Annotated in this window: 24 protein-coding genes; 16 read left to right on the top strand and 8 right to left on the bottom strand. The window is 47.1% G+C overall.

The annotated features are described in order from the left end of the window. Nucleotides 1-12: 12 nt before the first annotated feature. On the bottom strand, nucleotides 13-882 hold the full coding sequence (locus Q1B11_RS03060) for a LysR substrate-binding domain-containing protein (protein WP_299727220.1): 870 nt from the start codon (nucleotides 880-882) through the stop codon (nucleotides 13-15). A gap of 122 nt (nucleotides 883-1,004) precedes the next feature. Here Q1B11_RS03060 and Q1B11_RS03055 point away from each other — a divergent pair, with 122 nt between their 5' ends. Both Q1B11_RS03055 and fghA read left to right on the top strand, forming a co-directional pair. Next, a complete protein-coding gene (locus Q1B11_RS03055; RefSeq protein ID WP_299727217.1) occupies nucleotides 1,005-2,132 on the top strand; it encodes an S-(hydroxymethyl)glutathione dehydrogenase/class III alcohol dehydrogenase in 1,128 nt (375 codons plus the stop codon). Nucleotides 2,133-2,188: 56 nt separating this feature from the next. Beyond that, complete coding sequence (gene fghA, locus Q1B11_RS03050) at nucleotides 2,189-3,037, top strand: S-formylglutathione hydrolase (protein ID WP_299727214.1); 849 nt, start codon at nucleotides 2,189-2,191, stop codon at nucleotides 3,035-3,037. A 73-nt stretch (nucleotides 3,038-3,110) separates the two neighbouring features. On the opposite strand, the gene Q1B11_RS03045 is transcribed toward fghA, so the two are convergent. The 4 genes from Q1B11_RS03045 to Q1B11_RS03030 form a co-directional block, all read right to left on the bottom strand. Beyond that, on the bottom strand, nucleotides 3,111-3,422 hold the full coding sequence (locus tag Q1B11_RS03045) for a carboxypeptidase-like regulatory domain-containing protein (RefSeq protein ID WP_299727211.1): 312 nt from the start codon (nucleotides 3,420-3,422) through the stop codon (nucleotides 3,111-3,113). Nucleotides 3,423-3,857: 435 nt separating this feature from the next. After that, the gene (locus Q1B11_RS03040) at nucleotides 3,858-4,427 is read right to left on the bottom strand and encodes a hypothetical protein (RefSeq protein ID WP_299727208.1); all 570 of its coding nucleotides are present in this window, start codon (nucleotides 4,425-4,427) and stop codon (nucleotides 3,858-3,860) included. Nucleotides 4,428-4,511: 84 nt separating this feature from the next. Continuing rightward, nucleotides 4,512-5,264, bottom strand: a complete 753-nt coding sequence (phnP, locus tag Q1B11_RS03035) for a phosphonate metabolism protein PhnP (protein ID WP_299727205.1) — start codon at nucleotides 5,262-5,264, stop codon at nucleotides 4,512-4,514. Nucleotides 5,265-5,283: 19 nt separating this feature from the next. Next, nucleotides 5,284-5,760 carry an Lrp/AsnC family transcriptional regulator gene (locus Q1B11_RS03030; RefSeq protein WP_299727202.1) on the bottom strand — a complete coding sequence of 159 codons (477 nt, stop codon included), beginning with the start codon at nucleotides 5,758-5,760 and terminating at the stop codon, nucleotides 5,284-5,286. Between the two features lie 255 nt (nucleotides 5,761-6,015). Here Q1B11_RS03030 and hppD point away from each other — a divergent pair, with 255 nt between their 5' ends. The 13 genes from hppD to Q1B11_RS02965 all read left to right on the top strand — a co-directional run bounded on the left by hppD (nucleotide 6,016) and on the right by Q1B11_RS02965 (nucleotide 17,238). Then, complete coding sequence (gene hppD / locus Q1B11_RS03025; protein ID WP_299727199.1) at nucleotides 6,016-7,092, top strand: 4-hydroxyphenylpyruvate dioxygenase; 1,077 nt, start codon at nucleotides 6,016-6,018, stop codon at nucleotides 7,090-7,092. A gap of 183 nt (nucleotides 7,093-7,275) precedes the next feature. Then, a complete protein-coding gene (gene phhA / locus Q1B11_RS03020; RefSeq protein WP_299727196.1) occupies nucleotides 7,276-8,061 on the top strand; it encodes a phenylalanine 4-monooxygenase in 786 nt (261 codons plus the stop codon). Between the two features lie 130 nt (nucleotides 8,062-8,191). Then, on the top strand, nucleotides 8,192-9,049 hold the full coding sequence (locus tag Q1B11_RS03015) for an alpha/beta hydrolase (RefSeq protein WP_299727193.1): 858 nt from the start codon (nucleotides 8,192-8,194) through the stop codon (nucleotides 9,047-9,049). Between the two features lie 26 nt (nucleotides 9,050-9,075). Then, nucleotides 9,076-9,978 (top strand): DUF4892 domain-containing protein, encoded by a 903-nt coding sequence (locus tag Q1B11_RS03010; protein ID WP_299727190.1) that lies wholly within the window; start codon nucleotides 9,076-9,078, stop codon nucleotides 9,976-9,978. A 288-nt stretch (nucleotides 9,979-10,266) separates the two neighbouring features. Continuing rightward, the gene (locus Q1B11_RS03005) at nucleotides 10,267-10,932 is read left to right on the top strand and encodes a Bax inhibitor-1/YccA family protein (protein WP_299727187.1); all 666 of its coding nucleotides are present in this window, start codon (nucleotides 10,267-10,269) and stop codon (nucleotides 10,930-10,932) included. Nucleotides 10,933-11,025: 93 nt separating this feature from the next. Then, nucleotides 11,026-11,418, top strand: coding sequence for a sulfurtransferase complex subunit TusD (tusD, locus tag Q1B11_RS03000; RefSeq protein ID WP_299727184.1), 393 nt, complete (start codon nucleotides 11,026-11,028; stop codon nucleotides 11,416-11,418). A 1-nt stretch (nucleotide 11,419) separates the two neighbouring features. Further along, on the top strand, nucleotides 11,420-11,779 hold the full coding sequence (gene tusC / locus Q1B11_RS02995) for a sulfurtransferase complex subunit TusC (protein ID WP_299727181.1): 360 nt from the start codon (nucleotides 11,420-11,422) through the stop codon (nucleotides 11,777-11,779). After that, nucleotides 11,779-12,060 carry a sulfurtransferase complex subunit TusB gene (gene tusB, locus Q1B11_RS02990; RefSeq protein ID WP_299727178.1) on the top strand — a complete coding sequence of 94 codons (282 nt, stop codon included), beginning with the start codon at nucleotides 11,779-11,781 and terminating at the stop codon, nucleotides 12,058-12,060. The genes tusC and tusB overlap by 1 nt, the downstream gene beginning before the upstream one ends. A gap of 82 nt (nucleotides 12,061-12,142) precedes the next feature. After that, nucleotides 12,143-14,221, top strand: coding sequence for a S9 family peptidase (locus Q1B11_RS02985; RefSeq protein WP_299727175.1), 2,079 nt, complete (start codon nucleotides 12,143-12,145; stop codon nucleotides 14,219-14,221). An 87-nt stretch (nucleotides 14,222-14,308) separates the two neighbouring features. Next, nucleotides 14,309-15,229 (top strand): SPFH domain-containing protein, encoded by a 921-nt coding sequence (locus tag Q1B11_RS02980; protein ID WP_299727172.1) that lies wholly within the window; start codon nucleotides 14,309-14,311, stop codon nucleotides 15,227-15,229. Then, entirely contained in the window at nucleotides 15,229-15,678 is a 450-nt protein-coding gene (locus tag Q1B11_RS02975) for an NfeD family protein (protein ID WP_299727169.1), read from the top strand. Before Q1B11_RS02980 ends, Q1B11_RS02975 begins: the two co-directional genes overlap by 1 nt. A 131-nt stretch (nucleotides 15,679-15,809) precedes the next feature. Further along, on the top strand, nucleotides 15,810-16,958 hold the full coding sequence (locus Q1B11_RS02970; protein ID WP_299727166.1) for a Na/Pi symporter: 1,149 nt from the start codon (nucleotides 15,810-15,812) through the stop codon (nucleotides 16,956-16,958). 10 nt (nucleotides 16,959-16,968) lie between these two features. After that, nucleotides 16,969-17,238, top strand: a complete 270-nt coding sequence (locus Q1B11_RS02965) for a hypothetical protein (protein WP_067517988.1) — start codon at nucleotides 16,969-16,971, stop codon at nucleotides 17,236-17,238. Between the two features lie 41 nt (nucleotides 17,239-17,279). Here the strand turns inward: Q1B11_RS02965 and Q1B11_RS02960 are convergent, their stop codons facing one another. Both Q1B11_RS02960 and Q1B11_RS02955 read right to left on the bottom strand, forming a co-directional pair. Then, the gene (locus Q1B11_RS02960) at nucleotides 17,280-17,588 is read right to left on the bottom strand and encodes an AzlD domain-containing protein (protein WP_299727157.1); all 309 of its coding nucleotides are present in this window, start codon (nucleotides 17,586-17,588) and stop codon (nucleotides 17,280-17,282) included. A 3-nt stretch (nucleotides 17,589-17,591) separates the two neighbouring features. After that, nucleotides 17,592-18,311 carry an AzlC family ABC transporter permease gene (locus Q1B11_RS02955; RefSeq protein WP_299727154.1) on the bottom strand — a complete coding sequence of 240 codons (720 nt, stop codon included), beginning with the start codon at nucleotides 18,309-18,311 and terminating at the stop codon, nucleotides 17,592-17,594. A 521-nt stretch (nucleotides 18,312-18,832) separates the two neighbouring features. Between Q1B11_RS02955 and Q1B11_RS02950 the strand changes: the two genes are divergently transcribed. Continuing rightward, nucleotides 18,833-19,216, top strand: coding sequence for a hypothetical protein (locus tag Q1B11_RS02950; protein ID WP_299727151.1), 384 nt, complete (start codon nucleotides 18,833-18,835; stop codon nucleotides 19,214-19,216). Between the two features lie 180 nt (nucleotides 19,217-19,396). Here the strand turns inward: Q1B11_RS02950 and Q1B11_RS02945 are convergent, their stop codons facing one another. Beyond that, nucleotides 19,397-20,722, bottom strand: a complete 1,326-nt coding sequence (locus Q1B11_RS02945; RefSeq protein WP_299727148.1) for an MATE family efflux transporter — start codon at nucleotides 20,720-20,722, stop codon at nucleotides 19,397-19,399. Nucleotides 20,723-20,739: the final 17 nt, after the last annotated feature.

The following is a 20,739-nucleotide window of genomic DNA, read 5'->3' as shown; positions in this document are numbered from 1 at the left end:
ACCTTTTTTGTATTAAGAAATCCGCTCAGCAAGAAGGTCTAATAGTTTTCGAATTTTTGAAGAAAGCTGCCGGTTCTGTGGAAAGAGCGCCCAAATGCCCTGGTTCGGCTCACGATATGAATCCAATACTGTGAGAAGTTCGCCGGAGTTGATCGCATCATCGATGTAATAACCGGGCAGTTGGATCAGTCCCATCCCCTGTTTTGCGGCTTTTGTAAGCACTGTGCCGCTGATGCACTGTAGATTCCCGCTCACTTTAATCATCCTTGATCGTCCATCTTCAACAAAATGCCAGTTGGAATAATTGCCTGTAAGACAATTATGGTGGCTAAGTTCTGCCAGCGTTTCTGGCTGCCCATATTTGTCGATATAAGCAGGCGATGCACAAACGTGTTGCTGTCGTGTCGACAACTGCCTGGCAATCATAGACGAATCGGGAAGGTGACCGAGACGAATCGCCAGATCATAACCACCATGAACCAGATCCAATGTCTGGTTGGTTAACTCGCAATGAACAGAGACTTGCGGGTAAAGTGCCATGTACTCCAACACGACCGGCATAATAAATTGTTCCCCGTAGGCGAAGGGAGCGGTCATTTTGATTAAACCCTGCGGGCTTTCCTGTCGGTTGGAAATAATACGCTCAGCGTCGTCCAGATTATCCAGTATTTGCCGGCAGTGCTGATAAAACAGTGTGCCTTCTTCTGTCGGGGTGACTTTCCGGGTTGTCCGGTAAAACAGTCGGGTCTTTAAGCGTGATTCCAATTGAGTAATCTGACGACTGACTTGTGCTGTAGAAACGCCCAGTGATTTGCCAGCCATGGTAAAGCTGTTGTGTTCAGCCACGGCAACAAACTCTGTTATGCCTTCAAGCGTATTCATTGTTACTACCCAGAAAAAATCATTTTCAATTTTAGGGTATTATCATCTGTCCGTGAATAAATAAACTATGATTTATGTGACGAGTGTTGTGACTCATTAAACGATCATTTTCAGGTATTAAAATGTCCGATCAATTTATCAAATCAAAAGCAGCCATTGCCTGGGAAGCAGGCAAACCTTTATCCATTGAAGAAGTGGATGTCATGCTACCAAGAGCCGGTGAAGTTCTGGTACGTATTGTTGCGACCGGTGTTTGTCATACTGATGCATTTACATTGTCAGGTGATGATCCGGAAGGCGTTTTCCCTGCGATTCTCGGTCATGAAGGTGGCGGTATTGTTGAAATGATCGGTGAGGGTGTAACCAGTGTTGCTGTAGGCGACCATGTTATTCCGCTCTATACGCCGGAGTGCGGTGAATGTAAGTTCTGTTTGTCCGGCAAAACGAATCTGTGTCAGAAAATTCGTGAAACCCAGGGCAAGGGCTTGATGCCAGACGGTACGACTCGTTTTTATAAAGACGGTCAGCCGATCTTCCATTACATGGGCTGTTCAACATTTTCTGAATACACCGTATTGCCAGAAATCTCATTGGCGAAAGTAAATCCGGAAGCGCCGCTTGAGGAAGTCTGTCTGCTGGGTTGTGGTGTCACAACTGGCATGGGGGCTGTATTGAAAACTGCAAAAGTTCAGCCTGGTGATACCGTTGCCGTGTTTGGCCTGGGAGGCATTGGTCTTTCTGCGATCATTGGTGCCAAGATGGCCGGCGCTGGTCGTATTATTGGCGTTGATATTAATGAGTCCAAATTCGAGCTGGCTACGAAGCTGGGCGCGACGGACTGCATTAACCCTAAGTTGCATGACAAGCCGATTCAGGAAGTGATCGTTGAAATGACCGACGGCGGTGTGGACTTCTCTTTTGAGTGTATTGGTAATGTTAACATCATGCGCTCAGCTCTTGAGTGTTGTCACAAAGGTTGGGGCGAATCAGTGATTATTGGTGTTGCCGGTGCCGGGCAGGAAATATCCACACGGCCATTCCAGCTGGTCACTGGTCGTGTATGGCGCGGTTCTGCCTTTGGTGGTGTGAAAGGTCGTTCTGAACTGCCGGGTATTGTGGATCAATACATGAATGGTGATTTTAAACTGGATGACTTTATCACCCATACCATGGGATTAGAGGACATCAATACGGCCTTTGATTTGATGCATAAAGGTGAAAGTATTCGTTCGGTCATTCATTATCAGTAATAATTGCATTGATGAATAGCCCTGCTCTTGGCAGGGCTTTAAAAAAGGATTCGTTAATGGCTCTTGAAAAAGTCAGTGCTAATAAAGCCTTTGGTGGTCGTCATGAGCAGTATCGACATCACTCTGATGTATTGAGCTGTGATATGCGGTTTGCGATTTATTTGCCGCCTCAAGCAGAAATAAATCCGGTTCCTGTCGTTTATTGGTTGTCTGGGCTGACATGCACGGATGAGAATTTTATGCAGAAAGCCGGTGCTCAACGGATAGCGGCTGAGTTAGGGGTTGCCCTGGTTGCGCCGGACACCAGCCCACGTGGTGAAGATGTGGCAGACGATCCTGACGGTGCTTATGATCTTGGGTTGGGGGCAGGTTTTTACTTGAATGCTGTACGTCCGCCATGGGATAAACATTATCGGATGTACGACTATGTTGTTTCTGAACTGCCTGGGTTAATCGAAGCTAATTTCCCGGTATCTGAAAAAAGAAGTATTTCAGGCCACTCAATGGGCGGCCATGGCGCTCTGACTATTGCCCTGAAAAACCCTGAACGTTATGCATCGGTGTCAGCATTCAGCCCTATCAGTAATCCCATCAATTGCCCATGGGGGCAAAAAGCGTTTGCAAACTATCTGGGTGATGATGAACTGCTTTGGCGTCAATACGATGCAACGGAGTTAATGTTGTCGTCTGATGCAAAAGTGCCGGCACTCGTCGATCAGGGAAGTGCCGATCAGTTTCTTGCTGAGCAGTTACGTCCGGAGTCACTGCAGTCTGCGGCTAAGACAGCGGGTTATCCTTTAGAGCTAAGGATGCAAGAAGGGTATGACCACTCGTATTACTTCATCAGCACCTTTATTGCCGATCATCTTGCGTTTCATTCTCGTTATTTGATGAGTGACAGTTGAAGGTGTAGAGGCAGGTAGTTTGGGAAACCGGTCGGCATGAGTCGACCGGCATTCAACCATTTATTTCATATATTTATTTCATATTAAGAAAGACAAAACGGGCATTGCTGTCCTGACCATCTTTTGATGCTTTGATAGTTACCGGGCCATAACCAACCAGACTGGTGAAGTTTGCGCGTCCCATATCATCTGTGGTCATTTCCTGATTAAAACCATTGTCTCTGTGAACAACAACGGTCGCGCCTTTAACCGGTTTATTATCCATATAAACTCTGGCTGTCAGGTCATGATCAGGGCGGTCAACACGCAGTTCCAGGTCTGCATTGGCCGACAGTGAAACGCTGGCAATGGCAATAGCGGAAAAGAGTTGTTTAATGGCTTTCATAGGTGCTCTCCAGTTTTCTTCCATAAATGTGCAAATGCACATGAGACATTCGCAAGGTGGTTCAAAAGTGCTTTCTCTCCAACAGAGAGCAAATCTGAATCTGTATTGAAAATATAGTCATGGCATCAAAGTGGGCGAGTTTTGGGGCACTTCCCTGTAGATATTGAATCTATTGGCGTAGAGGCAAATTGTTATTTTGTATCTGTCTTCTTTGGTTTGATTGATGGTTTGTATCAAAGATGAGTGGTTAAGCGCTCTTAAAAACAGCCCTTTACGTGGGGTTGGGCGTTGACGTTTCTCTTTAAAAGTGATTATCCAGTATCGGTTATCACAGTTTTATGGCGTGCTTCTCGGGCGGTGTTGCTATCAGAAAGTGAGCGGCAGAAGCGTTACTGTCTTCTGCCTTTTACGGTTGGTTGATGATAGATTCAAACATTACTCTTCAAAATCTTCCCAGTCATCCAATAACCAGTCCCCGGTCATCCAGTACTGGTCAATATCCAGACTTTTTAGTGGTGCCTCACCTTTATCGGTTAGCATTTTTCCTTCTTCGAACGCATCGAAACACTCATCAGCCAGCTCGTTGCCTTCAATCGTTAATGAACTTCTAAAGCTTTCAGGAAACCGTTTCAAACTTTCATCAAGACCCTGGCTAGGGTCATCTGGCCACAGCGTTTTCAGTTTTGCACGAGGCACGGCGTAGACGATTTGATTAATGTTGATGCCCTGACGTCTGGAACGATATATGGCCATCAAGCTTAAATCATCTGGCTCTGCCGTCGTTAGTAGCGTCAGAGGTTGTTGGTCTCGACAATCAAATTCACTGGCCAGAGAGTGAAGGGCAAGACCTTCTGCACTATAAAGAGGGCTGATGTGGCTGGCGTTACAAGCGGTTACCAGAATTTGGCCGGAGGCATCCAGTATGCAGGCGGTAAAAGGCAGCGCCGGATTTGCGCTGGCGCCCAGCTCCAGAAGTTCACCCATGAGTTCAGTGTATTCGGACATCTAACGATTACTCTCAATGATTAACAATCGGATTAAGGAATCATCATAGTCGGAGATTGGATGGTTTGCTCTGAAGCGGGTTTTTTAAACCATAATCACCATACCGTCATGTCCGGGTTCAATATTTTCCGGGAGTGTGTTGGTGCTCATCCAATGATCCATCTCATGGCCTATATGGGTCAGAATGGTTCTTGCTGGATGAATAGCTTCGTGGAGATGAATGACATCGGTGAGGCTGTTATGGGCACCGGGGAAATTTTCCAGGTTAGGTGGATAACTGCAATCAATGATCATCACATCGATAGAGTCGCGGGCTAAATAAGTCAATGTTTCATCAGGCAACCCAAGGGTGTCTGTTAGGTAGATGACGTTTTTTCCATTTTGTCGAAATTGGTATCCATAGGTTGGACGGGAATGTTTCAGAGGCAACGGTGTGATCTCAATGCCAGCGGACAGAAAGCGGGCAAAAGGTGTTATTGCCTGTGTGAAATCAAGAATGCCGGTGTGTTTGATTAACTCAACAGGGGCATCATCACAGTCTGGCCCATAGACCGGAATGTTAAGGGCTCTGCCCCACCTCAGACTGAACAACCCGGCAATATGATCCATATGATAGTGAGTGAGCAGAATCTGTCGTAAAGTACCCGCGGGAAAGCGGTCTTCAAGATCGGTCAGGCCGGCGTCAATGAGAATCAACTCGCCTTCGGACTCAAGGGTCGCAGAGGCTGACCGCCGGGTCAGAAAAGGATTCATCAGCGTATTGATGCAGGCAGGGCAGTCGCAACCATACACGGGACACCCTTTGACGCTGCCTGTGCCGAGCAGGGTGAACTTCATTGGAAACTCCATAATCTATCTAGATTTCCAGTGGCAACTCTGTTGTTGATTTTATCACTGAAAGTGTCATTGCGGTTTTAAGCTGGCTAACACCGGGTATTTTCATCAGCTCTTCCATCAGGAAGTACGATAGCGCCTGCTGATTTTTTGCCACGACTTTGAGCAGGTAATCGCCATCACTGCCGGTGATGGCATGACACTCCAATACCGGCGCGAAATTGATAATAGCCTGTTTGAAATAATTTGCAGTATCGGATGAATGATTATTCAGGCGAACGGTAATAAATGCCTCCACATTGAGCCCGATGGCGACCGGATTCAACACCGTCACCTGTTTTTGGATGTAACCATTTTCTTTCAAACGGGCGATCCGTCTTGAACACTGAGAGGATGATAAATTGATGCGTTCTGCCAGCAGGTGGAGCGATAACGAATGATCCTGTTGAAGTTCGGATAATAGCTTCAGGTCGAAGGCATCCAAGGGGTTTTTGTTCATGTTGCACTCCTTATCCGCCGCTTATGTTTTAAACCACAACAGGGTGGAGTTGTTATTTTAAGTGTTGAATAGCCGATCATTAAGGAGAGAATCAGGAGGCTGTTTATATAATATCCGGGTTAGCGCACATTAAAGTCATTGGCCATCTTCCTGATACAAAACCTTTGTATCATCATGCAAAAGTGGCCTGCAGGACGCAAGGCTTTTGCATTGGGTCAGTCGTATACTTTTTATATAAGAAAGTGAGGGATGACCATGAATAAGCGAAGAATAATCAGCGATATAAACCCAATGGGCACCGATGGCTTTGAATTTGTGGAATATTCGGCACCGGATTCAACGGTGCTGGATGAACTGTTTCAACAGTTAGGTTTTGTCCGTGTTGCAGAACATCGTTCCAAAAAAGTCACTCTTTACCGGCAGGGTGATGTGAATTTTATTGTTAACCGTGAATCGGGTTCTTTTGCAGAGCAGTTTGCTCAGTTGCACGGGCCTTGTGCCTGTGCTTTCAGTATTCGGGTGGAAGATGCTGAGTATGCTTATCAGCGAGCATTAAGGTTGGGGGGCAAAGCAGGCCCGGCTCACCAGATTGGTGCTGGTGAACTGACTATTCCTTCTATTTTGGGGATTGGTGGTAGTCTGATTTATTTTGTGGACCGTTATGGGGACAATGGCTCTATTTACGACAATGATTTTGAGTTTATTGATGGTGTTGATCCTGAACCTGAAGGGCTTGGGCTTAGTTATATCGATCATCTGACCCATAATGTCCACCAGGGGAATATGAATAAATGGGCTTCGTTCTACGAAGATCTATTTAATTTTAAAGAAATTCGATATTTCGATATTGAGGGAAAGCTAACGGGCCTGAAATCCAGAGCCATGACCAGCCCTTGCGGCAAGCTGCGGATACCCATCAATGAGTCATCCGATGATAAAAGCCAGATTGAAGAATATCTGAAGCAATATCATGGAGAAGGAATTCAGCACATTGCGCTTTATTCCAATGACATCTATAAAACAGTACCGGATATGCGGCGCAGCGGTACCGATTTTATGCCGGGTCCGCCAGAGACTTACTATAAAATGCTGGCTAAACGCCTGCCCTGGCATCATGAAAATGTGGACACACTGAAATCCAATAATATTCTGTTAGATGGTGCACCTACCGAAGACGGAGGTTTACTACTGCAGATTTTTACTAAAACGGTCATCGGGCCAATCTTTTTTGAGATTATCCAACGGAAAGGTGACGAGGGTTTTGGTGAAGGGAACTTTAAGGCCCTGTTTGAGAGTATTGAAAGAGACCAGATTGAGCGGGGGGTTCTATAAGTAGTTGACCATTTGGAGTCGAATATTTCTGGCTTTTTGACCAGGTTCTCTGCAAGGCGCAACAGCGTGAGCATAGCGAGCTATGTGACTAGAGTTGCAACGCAGTCAGAGGGTCTGAGCAATGAGTCAGAAAATATGATTTCAGGTGGTTAACTACTTAGTATCTGACAGAGGTGGTGTGTCATGAAAAGAACAAAGTACAAGGCTCGTGTTCCAGATGAATCGGGTTATATTCATTATTCCGATGAAGAAAATGAAACTTGGAGCATGCTCTATCAGCGCCAGATAAAGCAGCTGGAAGCTCGTGCCTGCGATCAGTATTTCGAAGGCATTGAGGTTCTGTCTATGCCGCCGGATCGTATTCCTCAGCTTGATGAAATTAATGGCGTATTGAAACAACGAACCGGGTGGGGTGTCGCTCGAGTGCCGGCTCTGATTTCTTTTGATCGATTTTTTAAATTGCTGGCCAATCGAGAATTTCCGGTCGCTACGTTTATCCGGGTTCGGGAGGAACTTGATTACCTTCAGGAGCCGGATATTTTTCATGAAATATTTGGTCATTGCCCATTATTGACCAATCAGGCGTTTGCAGATTTTACCGAAACCTATGGCCGTTTGGCGCTTTCTGCAACTAAAGAGGAAAGAGCGTATTTAGCCAGACTGTATTGGATGACCGTTGAGTTTGGTCTTCTCAATACATCAAAAGGCCTGCGAATATACGGCGGTGGTATACTTTCGAGCTTTGGCGAAACCGCTTATGCGCTGGAAAGCTCGATACCCGTTCGTGCACCTTTTGATATTTTAACGGCTCTGAGAACCCCTTATCGCATTGATATCCTGCAGCCCGTTTACTATGTGCTGGAGGACCTAAAGGAAATGACACGCCTTTGTGAGTTGGATTTAATGGCGTTGGTTCATCAGGCTATGTCGATGCCTATGCTTGAGCCGCTATTTGAGTCTGATAAATAATGCTTGCGTTGGGGGCGTCTCTTCGGGGATAGCCTCTTCGTGGATAAGCCTCTTTATTGTATCTTTCCAGCCTTGCTCTTATTATCGTCTTTTCTCGGTTTTTATTGTTTTCGATCATAAGGAATTCTTGATGCAGCCTGAGGCGATCACCATCAGTACACCGCATTTAACCTTTTCAGCGGTACAGTGGGGTGATCCTGATGGACATCCGGTGATTGCACTGCATGGCTGGTTGGATAACCTCGCCAGTTTTACACCTATGGCACCTCACCTTCAGGGAATCCGGCTGATTGCTGTGGATCAGGCGGGTCACGGTCATTCTCAACATCGGCCTGCTGGTTTCAGCTACGATGTCTGGCACTATGTTGAGGATCTGTTGTATATCGCAGATGCCTTGAAGCTGGATAAATTTGGATTGGTTGGTCATTCTCTGGGCGCTGTCGTATGTACCATGGCGGCAGGCTCGGTTTTAAAAGATCGTTTGACCGGGCTGGTGGCCATTGATGGTCTTTTCCCCCGACCTCGCAAGCCTGAAGAGTCCCCTGGTGCATTGACCCGATATATCTTGCAGCGTCAGACACCGACGGATCAATTACCGAAAACCGTCTACCGTTCAAAACAACAAGCCATTCGAGCCAGAACCCTGAGTGAGTTCAAAGTGTCTTCCGCATCTGCTGAGCTTTTGGTGGATAGATCCATGCGGGAGGTGGATGACGGTTGGGTGTGGACTCACGATGCCAGGCTGAAACTGGGTTCGCCCACACGATTTACTCTGGAGCAAACCCTGGCTTTTCCTAACGAAGTGATTTGTCCGGCACATGTTGTGTATGCCAGTAAAGGGGTATCCGGGCAAATAGTGGATGAATTTGCCCATCAACTGCCGCATTTTGTGTTTCATGCCATGGAAGGACATCACCATCTGCATATGGACGATCAGGTAGAATCGGTTGCTGCAGTAGTTAACTCTGTGTTCAGCTCTAGGGTATGATGTGATTAGTGACCAGGGGGGATGGCATGGTGAATATCGTTTTACAACCAGCACCAGTTAGACAGAGCGCAGGTTTTCGTTCCCTTGGGGTGAGGCGTTTTATTGCCTGCCTGTTTATCGGGCTACTTCCGTCTATTGGTTACAGCGCCCGTGAGCCTTTGCCTTCTTATCCTAACGGCAAGGTCGAAATATCCATCAAGGAAGCCCGGCAAAATCATCCGGTGATCACCAGCCGGATGAAACGGGTCAATGGCGTGGTTACATCAGACAATGCCCGCTGGCAAAGTGGCATGCTGCATCGAACGTTGTATCAACTGTCATCAGGCCATGGCAGTGAGCAGGGTTATGACTTCTTTGTTACCAGATTGAAAGAGCTGGGCGTGAAGCCGCTTTTTGAATGTCAGAGCTTTTCCTGTGGTGCCAGTAACTTTTGGGCCAACGAAATATTTAAAATTCCCAGATTGTACGGTCAGGATAAAGCCCAGTCTTACTTCGTTGGTGAACAGGCTGGGGCTGTTTATTTCGTGTATTCCGTCAAACGGGGTAATGGCCGGGTTTACACACTGGTTGATATTTTTGAGCCGGAAGGCGGTATTCAGGCCAGTTCTGATTCTGGCTTTGCAATGATTCTTTCTAATAAGGTGTCGTTGGAAAAGCGGCTCAGCCAATTCACCAGCCAATTGAAAAACGATGAAGTTTCTCAGGCGCTCTTTATCATTCGTGGGGAGCTGCCCGACGGAATATCCGAGTATGATCAAAGAATCAGCGGAATGAACGAGTGGGCTGCAGAGCTGGAAAACACCCTTAATCAACAGAATTTATCGAAAGAACGGTACAGAATTCACACTTCACTCTGCAAAGGTTGTGGTGGGGCGTCGATAAAGGGTAATAATCAGGACTTGGTTCTGGAAGGCATTTTATGGAATTGATGTTACGCTGTGTGCCACGTAGGATCACGCTAAGAAGCTGTTCATAATCTTTTGCGAATAGCGAAAACGAGGAGAAAATGTTCCTGTTTTTCAGTTTTTTGAGGCGCATAGTGGCGCTACGCAACGAAGAAAACTGAAAAACAGGGGCGTTTTATCATCGTTTGCAGCTCGCAGAAAGATTGTGAACAGCTTCTAAGGTAATGGTTTGTCAGGAATTGTTAAAACTATAGCCCTAGCAGATCGGTCTGATATAATCAAAATAGACATCCAGATAGAGGAATAATCAAGATGGATCGCAAACCTGCAATGACAGCTTCGGCCAGCATCGGTGCTGGCATCGAGATCAACAAAGTTCTCCGCAACACCTATATGCTGCTGGGCATGACTCTGCTGTTCAGTGCTTTCACTGCTGGCGTTGCCATGGCTCTGCAAATCAGCCAGATGACGGCTCTGGTTCTTTCTCTGGTAGGCTTTGGTCTGCTGTTTGTTGTGAACAAAACGGCGGATTCTGCCAAAGGCATCGTGGCTGTATTTGCCTTTACCGGTGTTCTGGGTGCTGCCCTCGGACCAATGCTGAATCACTATCTGGGAATGGCTAACGGCCCATCTCTGATCATGCAGGCTCTGGGCGGAACCGCTGTTGTGTTTTTCTCTCTGTCTGCTTATGTGCTGACTACCCGTAAAGATTTCTCTTTCATGGGTGGCTTCCTGATGGTGGGTCTGATTGTTGCCGTGGTTGCCAGTATCGCTTTGATGTTCTTCAATGTGCCCGCTGCCAGCATGGCGCTGTCTGCACTGATTGTGCTGCTGATGTCCGGCTTTATCCTGTTTGATACCAGCCGTATCATTCACGGTGGTGAGACCAACTACATCCGCGCTACCGTTTCTCTGTATCTGGATATCTACAATCTGTTTACTGCACTGCTTCACCTGCTGGGTGCCAGTGACGACTGATTGTTGTCTGCTTGAAGAAAAAGCCTCACCGTTTGGTGGGGCTTTTTTGTTTTCTGTTAAGATCATTCGATAGTCATTAAAAAGGTTTATTCCATGAAGTTTGCGCTGGCCATCTACGGAGCTCCGGCCAACAGTCAGGCACCTCACAGTGCCTTGCAATTTGCCCAGGCACTAGTGGCTCAGGGGCATGAGATTGTTCGGCTGTTTTTCTATCAGGATGGTGTGAATGTGGCCACTGGTTTGGCTCAGCCGCCTCAGGATGAAATGAATCTTCCTGATGAGTGGCAAACGTTTGTGCAAAAAAACAAACTGGATGCTGTTGTCTGTATTGCTGCAGCTCTCAGAAGAGGTGTGGTTGATGGTCGTGAGGCTGAGCGATACAGCCTGCCGGCTCATAATCTGCGTGAAGGTTATGAGTTATCGGGTCTTGGGCAACTCTTGGATGGTGTTGTTTCTGCCGATCGTTTTGTGACCTTTGGAGGCTGATATGAGTCATTCCATCTGTGTGGTCTCAACCCGTGCTCCCTATCACGGTCAGTTTGCCCGTGAAGCTCTGGATGTCGCGCTGGTTTCAGCCTCTTATGATCTGGAAACCCATTTGCTGCTTATGGGCGATGGTGTTTATCAGTTAGTCAAAGGACAGGATAGCAACAGCATTGGCCGTAAAAACCTGTCCTCTATGTTGCAGGCATTACCACTTTACGGTGTTGATGAAATCCATGTTGATCAAACGTCGTTGGATGAACGAGGCCTGAGCCTTGGCGATCTTCAAGAAAGCGTTACGATACTGTCTGCCGATGAATTGCCACTATTTATTCAGCAGCACTCCAGGGTTTTGAATTTCTGATGAAAACACTGCATACCATCAATAAAACGGGGCAGCCTTTTGATAATTGCCTGCGAAGTGTTGCTGAGGGCGATACCATCTTACTGATTGAAGACGGTATTTATGGGCTGCTGGTTGGCAAACGACAATTAGAGACTATACGTTCCACCTGTAAGCTAATAGCCATGAATCAGGATCTGAAAGCCCGAGGCATTAACGCCCCTGACGATTGTCTTGCCATAAACTATGAGCAGTTTGTGAAGCAAAGCCTGGAGCATGATAAAGTAATTTCTTGGTTTTAGCTTATATTATACAATCATATTGGTGGTTGTTTCTGTTCTGCAACAACCACCTGCAAAGTTAATCAGTGTTGAGGAATCGCCTTTGAACGCCCCTGTTGCTGCAAAAATACCGGTCACCATCGAACAACACGGACAGACACGTATCGATGAATACCAATGGCTCCGTGATGAAAACTGGCAAAAAATCGTGGCAGGGGATCTGGATTTTAAAAATACGGACATTCTGAAATATCTTGAAGCAGAAGCTGCCTATAAAGATGAGCAGATGGCAGATTACCAGCCGGTCCGTGAGTCACTGTACGATGAAATTCTTTCCCGGATTAAAGAAGACTACCAATCCTGGCCAGTGAAGAAAGGTGATTATCTTTACTACTATCGTGAAGAAAAAGGTAAGAACTATCCTGTTCTCTGCCGTCGGCACACATCCATGGAAGCTCCCGAAACGGTGTATATGGACGTTAACCAGGAAGCCAAAGGCAAAGAGCTATTCATGTTTGGTCCATCGGTCACTAATCGGATTAATAGCTTTCTGGCTTATGGCTTTAACTTGACGGGCTCTATGGATCGCACGATTAAAGTGCGCAACCTTGAAACCGGCGAAGATCTTGACTGGTCCTTTCCAAACAGTACCGGCTCCATTCTCTGGGTGGACGACGAACATCTATTGATTGTTGAGCGCGATGAACAGGCCAGAGGGCGCGATATCTATCGGGTCAATATTCATAAAGGACCAAGCGCGAAAGAGTTGGTTTACTCAAAGCCCGATGAATTCGACAGTATGTTTTTATCTCTGGGAGAAACGACAGATCGAGACTATCTGATGGTTTACCTGAACAGCGGCTCCAGCCAGGTCGTTTATGTCTCTCCTCGAAAGACGTTAGATTTTCGGCTATTTGCCCATGGCAAAGATGATGTGGTCTTTGATATTGATCACTATCGAGGGGATTTCTATATTCTCACGAATCTTCATGAAGCCCATAATTTTCAGCTGTTCAAAACCAGTGTACAACAGTGGGATCAGACAGCGTGGCAGCTAATCCGAAAGGAGAGTGAAACCACCAGTCTTGATGAAATCCATTTTTACAGTCATTACCTGATTATCGAACAGAAAAACAATGAACGGGGGTTGAATGAGCTAATCGTAGTGAATATGGAATCGGGTAAAGAACACTTGGTTTCCATGCCAGATGAAGCTTATGAACTGGATTTTTCCGGCGATTGGGATCATAACGTCACCAAAGTCAGGCTGGATTACTCTTCTCCTATTCGCCCGGCAACGGTGCTTGAACTCGATTTAACAACGGCCTCCACAACGCATTTATACACCCGGGAAACCCCAAATTTTGATCCGGAACACTATGAAGTTCATCGTGAATATGTGAAGGCGCGAGATGGCGCACAGGTTCCTGTGACGATCATTCATCAGAAAGGCCTGACACTCGATGGCGCCAACCCATTAATGGTATACGGCTATGGTTCCTATGGTTTTGGTATGACGGCTGGTTTCTCATCCAAACTGTTCAGCCTGGTGGATCGTGGTTTTGTTTACGCCACTGCCCATATTCGGGGCGGAGATGAGAAAGGGTATAGCTGGTACCTTGATGGAAAAATGCGCCATAAGCTGAATACCTTTTACGATTTTATTGATGTGACGGAACACTTGATTGATCAGGGTTATGGTCAAAAAGGTCAGGTTGCCATCAATGGCGGCAGTGCGGGTGGTTTGTTGATGGGGGCTGTGACCAATCTCCGGCCAGATTTGTTTGGTGCTGTGGTTGCTGATGTGCCGTTTGTTGATGTGATTAACACCATCAGTGATGCTTCTCTGCCATTAACGCCACCAGAGTGGGAAGAGTGGGGCAACCCTGTCGAGAACGCCGGTGACTTTGATTACATCATGAAGTACTCGCCTTACGACAATGTTGAGGCAAAAGCGTATCCGCCCATGTTGTTTAACTCGGGTATTTCTGATGAGCAGGTAACCTATTGGGAACCCGCAAAAATGGTCGCCCGACTTCGTGATCGAAAAACAGACGACAACCTGTTGCTACTCAATATTAATATGCATGCTGGTCATGCCGGCGCCAGCAAACGTTATGAGTGGATTGATGAAGAGGCGTTCAATTACGCTTTTATTCTGAAGTGCTTTCGTATGAAGTGATTGCTGTCGTACACTGACTGAACGTTTAAACCGAATAATAATGTGGGAGGTTTTACTCTCCCGCTTCACTCTACAGCGGGAGCTCTAATGGGTATGGAAATAACCGCCATTGTCTTCGTCGTACTGATTGGCGTGCTGATCACTACCGGTGTCAGAATCGTGTCTCAGGGATACAATTACACTGTCGAACGCTTTGGAAAGTACACGCGCACTCTCAGCCCCGGGCTGCATGTCATTGTTCCGGTGGTTGATGCGATTGGTAAGAAAATAAACATGATGGAGCAGGTGCTGGATATTCCGCCCCAGGAAGTAATCAGTTCTGACAATGCTCAGGTCACTACCGATGCGGTGTGTTTTTATCTGGTTCAGGATCCAGTAAGAGCCTCTTATGAGGTCAATGATTTGGATCGCGCCATGAAGAACCTGGTGATGACTAACATTCGTGCGGTGCTCGGTTCTATGGAACTGGATGAAATGTTATCCAACCGCGACCGTATCAATGAACGACTGTTGACCAAAGTTGATGAGGCAACTGACCCATGGGGTGTGAAAGTGACGCGTATAGAGTTGCGTGACATCGCACCACCGGCTGATTTGGTTGAATCCATGGGACGCCAGATGAAGGCGGAGCGGGAAAAGCGCGCACAGATTCTCGAAGCAGAAGGTTCCCGGGAAGCGGCCATTAAAGTGGCCGAAGGTGCAAAGCAGGCGCAGATTCTTAAGGCAGAAGGTGCATTAGAAGCGGCCAAACGTGAAGCGGAAGCCAGGGAACGTCTGGCAGAAGCCGAAGCGGTTGCCACCAGTCGTGTATCCAAGGCCATTGCAGAAGGTGATCACCGGGCCATTAATTACTTTGTTGCTCAGAAATATGTAGAGGCGCTTAAAGATGTGGCTTCTGCAGACAACAGCAAAATTGTCATGATGCCTTTAGAGGCCGGCAGTTTGATCGGCTCTATCGCCGGTATCAAGGAGCTGGTTGGAGACGTTTCACAACGGAAGGATGGCTGATGGATATAGCAATGTCTTTTGAACCCTGGCACTGGCTTATTCTGTTCTTTGTTTTTCTGGGTGCAGAAGCTTTGGGCGCTGGTGGTTTTTTGTTAGGCAGCGCTGCCGCTTCGGCATTAGTCGCGCTGATTCTCTGGATTTCCCCCGATGTGAGTTGGCCTTCTCAGCTGATGTGGTTTGGTATTGGCAGTCTGCTTTTTACGGTGGCTTATTGGAAATTTTTCCGCAAAGTAAACAATAAGAGTGATAGCCCAGAACTTAATAACCGTGCGCTGCAGCTGGTTGGCAGAACGGTTTTGCTGGATCACGACCTTCCGGCAGGGATCAGTAAACTCCAGATCGGCGATACGTTCTGGAAGGTTCAATCGGATCGTTCTGTCGCGCGGGGCCACAATGTGATCGTGACTGGTTGTCAGGGGATGGTACTTTTAGTGATGGAGCAGGGTTGAGACTGAACCCGTGTTTCTTTATCCTATGCGCTCTTCAAAGGCTGTTTGTTTGATATACAGCCAACCTTCTCTCCGGCAGTGTTGATCATGGCTGTCGGGAAGTCCGATTGATCATTTCGCAGGATGTTTAAATGCAACCCAGTTCTGCAGCCATGCCGGCTGACTCTAAAAGTCATGTCGTCCAGTGGCTATTTGTTGTTTTGATGATCTACCTGCTGCTCGCCGCGGTAGGTATGATCGGATCGGGATTCAAGTGGGCGTCTGGTGGAGCAGACGGCGCACGTCAACTGTTTGCTTTTGCTACCAATCCAATCATGGGATTGGTGACCGGTGCCCTTGCGACTGCCGTCGTGCAATCATCCAGTACGGTAACGTCCGTTATTGTGGGTCTTGTGGCCGGTGGCTTGCCCGTCGAAATGGCCATTCCCATGATTATGGGGGCAAACATTGGTACAACCGTGACGAATACTCTGGTGAGTATGGGCCATGTTGGCAAGAAAAAAGAGTTCCGTCGTGCATTTTCAGCGGCAACGGTTCACGACTTTTTTAATTTAATGGCGGTCATGATTTTCCTGCCACTGGAAATTATGACTGGCTTTCTCGCCAAAGCGTCCAATATGCTGGCGTCACTACTTATGGGCGGCGGAACCTATAGCATTAAAGGACTGGATTTTGTCAAAGTACTGACCTCGCCAGTGGTTAATCTGTTTAAAGGTTTGTTCGGGTCGTTACCGGATCTCTGGGGCGGTGTCAGCCTAGCGCTTGTCGGGCTTGCCTGTATTTTTATCTCCATTATTTTTCTCGGTAAATTGCTTAAGCAGTTGATGGTTGGCAAAGCCAAGCAGATTTTGCACAAAGCCATTGGCCGTGGCCCAGGTACTGGTATTTTTTCCGGTATGATGATGACCATTGCCGTACAGTCGTCTTCTACTTGCACCAGTCTTATTGTGCCGTTGGCGGGTAATGGCATATTCAAACTGAAAGAGATATATCCATTTACTCTGGGTTCGAATATCGGTACGACCATTACGGCGTTGTTAGCCGCAACCGCCGTTCAGGGGGCAATGGGCTTCTTTGCTCTGCAGATTGCCTTGGTGCACTTATTATTTAATGTGTCCGCTGTCGTGCTTATTTACGGTATTCCGTTCCTGAGAAAAATACCACCGACAATAGCCCGACGATTTGCTCAAAAAGCCAGCCGGAATAAGTGGATGGTTTTGGCCTATGTCATCGGCGTATTCTTTATTCTGCCCGCTATTTTGATCGCGTTTACTGCCTGAGGAGACAATCATGCCAACACTCAAGGAATACAAGGCACATCGCAAAGAGTTGAAAGCTCAGATTAAGGAAGTAAAGGCGACACTAAAACGGCTGGAGAAGGAGCTGGAATCGGAACGTCTGGATATGCAGCATGAAGAAATCGATCATCTTGATGAGTACTTCGATCAGGCAGAGCCGCATCTTATGGATGTGAAAAAGCTGGGCGTATCTGCCATTGATGATTTTAAAAAATCCGTTGCCAAATTGATGGGGTCCATTACTGGTTCTGGAAAAAAGTAATCATAAATAGAGGGGAACTTAGTTCCCCTTTTGTCAGCTTTTTATCGGTGCAGTAACGCAAAACACAGCATTCCCAGTACGACCGTAATGAGTGTGTTTTTCGTCAGTTTTGCTAATAATACGACGATGATGCTTGCTACCAGATAATGGTTATCAATACTAATGCTTAGTTGCTTTTCAGGAAAGAAGACAATGGGTGTCGCAATGGCGGTTAGCACTGCAGGTGCAGAATAGGTCAAGAGTTGTTGCACGTTTTGAGATAAGCGCAGCGGTAACCATGGCTCCATCAATAGAAACCGACTGCCGTAAACTAATACCGCAACGCATAACAGAATGGACCATGTGTTCATTCGTTACTCCCCCTCAAAAGAACGCGCATACAGAAAACCAACCAACATGGCCACGGGCACTGCAATCAAAAGGCTGGGTTGAAAGTGAAGGTATTCGCTGATAATTGAAACCACCGTGGCCGTGAGCACGCAAAGCAGCAGAGAACCCTTTTTTATCATGGGTATTATTAATGCAATGAATGTGGCGGCGATGGCGAAATCAAGCCCAAGGCTATCAAGGTCGTCTATCTGTTCGCCGGCGATAATGCCGACCAGGGTAGCGATGTTCCAGCCCAAATAGAAAAACAGACCACCCCCCAAGGCATACCAGCGATCAAACTTAGGATGCTGCCCGGGGTTGGCGATGGCAAACAACTCATCGGTTAATAGAAAGCCCAGAGAAAGTCGCCAGCGAAGGGGGAGCGAACTGATCTGGCTGCGCATCACCATAGAGTAAAGAAAGTGCCGTGAAGTAATAAACAGTACCGAAACAAGAATACTGGCGATCCCAGCTCCGGCTTGAATCATGCCCATGATCGCCAGTTGCACCGCGCCGGCAAAGATAATGGCAGATAGCCCCTGACTTTGCAGTGGGTCAAGGCCTGACTCAATGGCCAAAGAGCCGGTTAAAATCCCCCAGGGGATAACGGCAACACTAATCGGTAGTATGGCGATAGCCCCTTTTATAAAGGCTTTTACCTTGTCGTTGCCGCTTGAATATTGAACGTATTCAGCCTGATTCATGGCTGGATGCCACCCTTAGAAGAAATGATTGATTAGAAGAAATGATTGAGTCCCACAAGTTTAATAGGTTTGACATCAGTGAAGGGAATAAGTTTTATTGCTGGTAAATTTGAGTAATCGCTATTGTAAGTAGTTGACCAGCTGAATTCATATTTTCTGACTTATTGATCAGCACCTCAGGCTGCCTTGCAACTCTGGACACATAGCTTATGTATACTGCCGTCGTTGCGCCTTGCAGAGAGCTTGGCCAACTATGTACGAAATATGTTTCCGGCAAGGTCAATAATTACCCCGTGGTCAGCACGAGTGCCTCAGCTACCTGTTTAGCGATCGTAAATTTGTGACCGACTTTGCTGTTGATGGTTATTTAAACTGTTAGTATTCGTGACGGTTTCAGCGTTCTGCTAAGTAAGGATATTAGCCCAAGGATAAGTACCCAGCCCTATGAAATATTCGATTCCATATGGCCGGGTACTTAATGGGCAAAAGAAACCGCTTGGTAAACCGTGAGACATATAATAATGATAAAAATAATCACCGTTGCTTTTCGTCTGTGTCACTTTCGATATGTTGATTCCTCCTTGCTTCGTTTTGTGCTCCCAGGTTTTCTGGCTCTCGTCATGAGCGGTTGTGGGCAGGTTGAGTCCAGCGTTGTTATCGATGAAATTCAGCTACTTTCCGATAATCTTGTGGTACAGAAAGCCTATGAGCGTTGCGTTAATAATACCCATGAAGAGTTGGTACGCAATGCTGGTTTTCAAGACAGTGCCGCAATGACCGATGATGCTCGCGCAATTATGTACTCAGGTGTGGTTCAAACCTGCGAATCAGCGGTGGTCATTACCTGTGACAAATCACTGAATACCGATTCCTGTAATATCATTCTGGATATCTACAAGTCTTGAGTTATACCAATTCTGTTTTTAAATTATGGGCTGCGCAGCTATTTTGACCGTCTGGATCAGCGTTGAAGTTCCTCGCCATAGCTACCACCCACAGGGCGTAAAGGCTATGACTCGTCTCTTCGCCTTGCCCAGTCGCTCAAAATAACTTGCTCGCTCCAAAATTTTAAAACGACATTGGTATCAGATCGAAATCCGGCTCCACTTTCGGGCATTCCATACGGCCATAAAACTGATGGAACTGATTAACCGTTGAATAGTGGTGACTGCCCAAAAGGCGGTCAGCCCCAGCCCCAGCTCTGGCCCAATCAGCCAACAGACGGGCAGTAGCAGCAACCATTGCAATAAGAAACGAATGTATAAAACTACTCGATTAGCACCAGCGCCCAGTAATGCCTGAATAAAAACCAGAGAGGGCGCGTCCAGTATTAATCCGATGCCGGTGAGTTGCAGCGGTATTTTTCCAAGTTGAACTAATGCCGGATTATGCAGAAAGAGAGCAAGCACTGTCTCAGGCATCAGCAGTAATGGCAGGCTGAGCAGGAGCAAGCTGGCAGAAGCGGTATACATGGTTTCCTGCCCCCATTGCCATGCTCGTTCAGGCTCATGAGCGCCCAGACTTTTGCTGACCAGTGTGTTGGCAGCCATCCCCAGTCCGAGTCCGGGCAGGATCAATACCAACGAAATATTCATCAATACATGGGCCACCGCCATGGCGGATGTCCCCATTTTGGCAACCATAGCGAACAGCAGCATCATTCCCAAAGCGAATAAGGTTTGCTGCAGTGAGTCGGGGATGATCAGTTGCACCAGTCGTTTAAAGGATGACAGGTTGCCCCATTGCGATAATAAGCCACTGGCTTTTGTTTGTTGCTTTACCTTGATGAAGTTAAGGAGGGCGCAAAGGTACATCGAAATTAGGGTACCTAATGCGGCGCCTTTAACGCCTAATGCCGGCAAGCCAAAGTTCCCATAGATGAGCAAATAGCTGATCGCAACGTTGCTGATATGAGTGATCACCAAAAGATAAAGAAATGATCTGGGTTGACCCGCGCCATTCCAGAACCCCCGAAATGACAGGATCATCGCCGCCGCAGGCAGCGACAACACACGTATCTGAAAGTAAGCCGTGGCATCGCTGGTGAAGGAAGCGGTGTTTGAGTGATAGATCAGGTTCAGTAACCAGGGGGCAGCACTGGCTAACAGCAGGCTCACTGGCAATGCAAATAACACTGAAAGTAATAATCCATGATTGATCGGGACAATGCATTCTGCTGTTCGCCCGGCGCCATCTCTTCGAGCTACTTGAGCTTGAATCCCGGCGGAAAGGCCTGCCAGTAAGGATAATGCAACAAAATTGGCATAACTGCCGGCACCCACGGCAGCCAAAGCGGCTTCACCAAGGGGACCCACTAACGCCGCATCTGCCAGATTGATCATGCTTTGAGAGAGCATGGCCAGCATGATGGGTAATCCCAATTTGATGATGGTGGTTAGCCGATGTTTCAAGCTGACTCCTACCTGCT

Origin of the sequence: uncultured Endozoicomonas sp. (assembly GCF_947495845.1) — a bacterium.
Lineage (GTDB): Bacteria > Pseudomonadota > Gammaproteobacteria > Pseudomonadales > Endozoicomonadaceae > Endozoicomonas.
Note: the sequence above shows the minus strand (reverse complement) of the source record. Positions and strands in the feature narration are given on the sequence as shown.

Coding starts and splice junctions, on each gene's coding strand:
- hppD (WP_299727199.1), top strand. CDS start 6,016: ATGAATAAGCGAAGAATAATCAGCGATATAAACCCAATGGGCACCGAT.
- Q1B11_RS03060 (WP_299727220.1), bottom strand. CDS start 882: ATGAATACGCTTGAAGGCATAACAGAGTTTGTTGCCGTGGCTGAACAC.
- Q1B11_RS02980 (WP_299727172.1), top strand. CDS start 14,309: ATGGGTATGGAAATAACCGCCATTGTCTTCGTCGTACTGATTGGCGTG.
- tusB (WP_299727178.1), top strand. CDS start 11,779: ATGAAAACACTGCATACCATCAATAAAACGGGGCAGCCTTTTGATAAT.
- Q1B11_RS02950 (WP_299727151.1), top strand. CDS start 18,833: ATGATAAAAATAATCACCGTTGCTTTTCGTCTGTGTCACTTTCGATAT.
- tusD (WP_299727184.1), top strand. CDS start 11,026: ATGAAGTTTGCGCTGGCCATCTACGGAGCTCCGGCCAACAGTCAGGCA.
- Q1B11_RS03030 (WP_299727202.1), bottom strand. CDS start 5,760: ATGAACAAAAACCCCTTGGATGCCTTCGACCTGAAGCTATTATCCGAA.
- Q1B11_RS03055 (WP_299727217.1), top strand. CDS start 1,005: ATGTCCGATCAATTTATCAAATCAAAAGCAGCCATTGCCTGGGAAGCA.
- Q1B11_RS03045 (WP_299727211.1), bottom strand. CDS start 3,422: ATGAAAGCCATTAAACAACTCTTTTCCGCTATTGCCATTGCCAGCGTT.
- phhA (WP_299727196.1), top strand. CDS start 7,276: ATGAAAAGAACAAAGTACAAGGCTCGTGTTCCAGATGAATCGGGTTAT.
- Q1B11_RS02965 (WP_067517988.1), top strand. CDS start 16,969: ATGCCAACACTCAAGGAATACAAGGCACATCGCAAAGAGTTGAAAGCT.
- tusC (WP_299727181.1), top strand. CDS start 11,420: ATGAGTCATTCCATCTGTGTGGTCTCAACCCGTGCTCCCTATCACGGT.
- Q1B11_RS03040 (WP_299727208.1), bottom strand. CDS start 4,427: ATGTCCGAATACACTGAACTCATGGGTGAACTTCTGGAGCTGGGCGCC.
- Q1B11_RS02970 (WP_299727166.1), top strand. CDS start 15,810: ATGCAACCCAGTTCTGCAGCCATGCCGGCTGACTCTAAAAGTCATGTC.
- Q1B11_RS02955 (WP_299727154.1), bottom strand. CDS start 18,311: ATGAATCAGGCTGAATACGTTCAATATTCAAGCGGCAACGACAAGGTA.
- phnP (WP_299727205.1), bottom strand. CDS start 5,264: ATGAAGTTCACCCTGCTCGGCACAGGCAGCGTCAAAGGGTGTCCCGTG.
- Q1B11_RS03005 (WP_299727187.1), top strand. CDS start 10,267: ATGGATCGCAAACCTGCAATGACAGCTTCGGCCAGCATCGGTGCTGGC.
- Q1B11_RS03010 (WP_299727190.1), top strand. CDS start 9,076: ATGGTGAATATCGTTTTACAACCAGCACCAGTTAGACAGAGCGCAGGT.
- Q1B11_RS02960 (WP_299727157.1), bottom strand. CDS start 17,588: ATGAACACATGGTCCATTCTGTTATGCGTTGCGGTATTAGTTTACGGC.
- Q1B11_RS03015 (WP_299727193.1), top strand. CDS start 8,192: ATGCAGCCTGAGGCGATCACCATCAGTACACCGCATTTAACCTTTTCA.
- fghA (WP_299727214.1), top strand. CDS start 2,189: ATGGCTCTTGAAAAAGTCAGTGCTAATAAAGCCTTTGGTGGTCGTCAT.
- Q1B11_RS02975 (WP_299727169.1), top strand. CDS start 15,229: ATGGATATAGCAATGTCTTTTGAACCCTGGCACTGGCTTATTCTGTTC.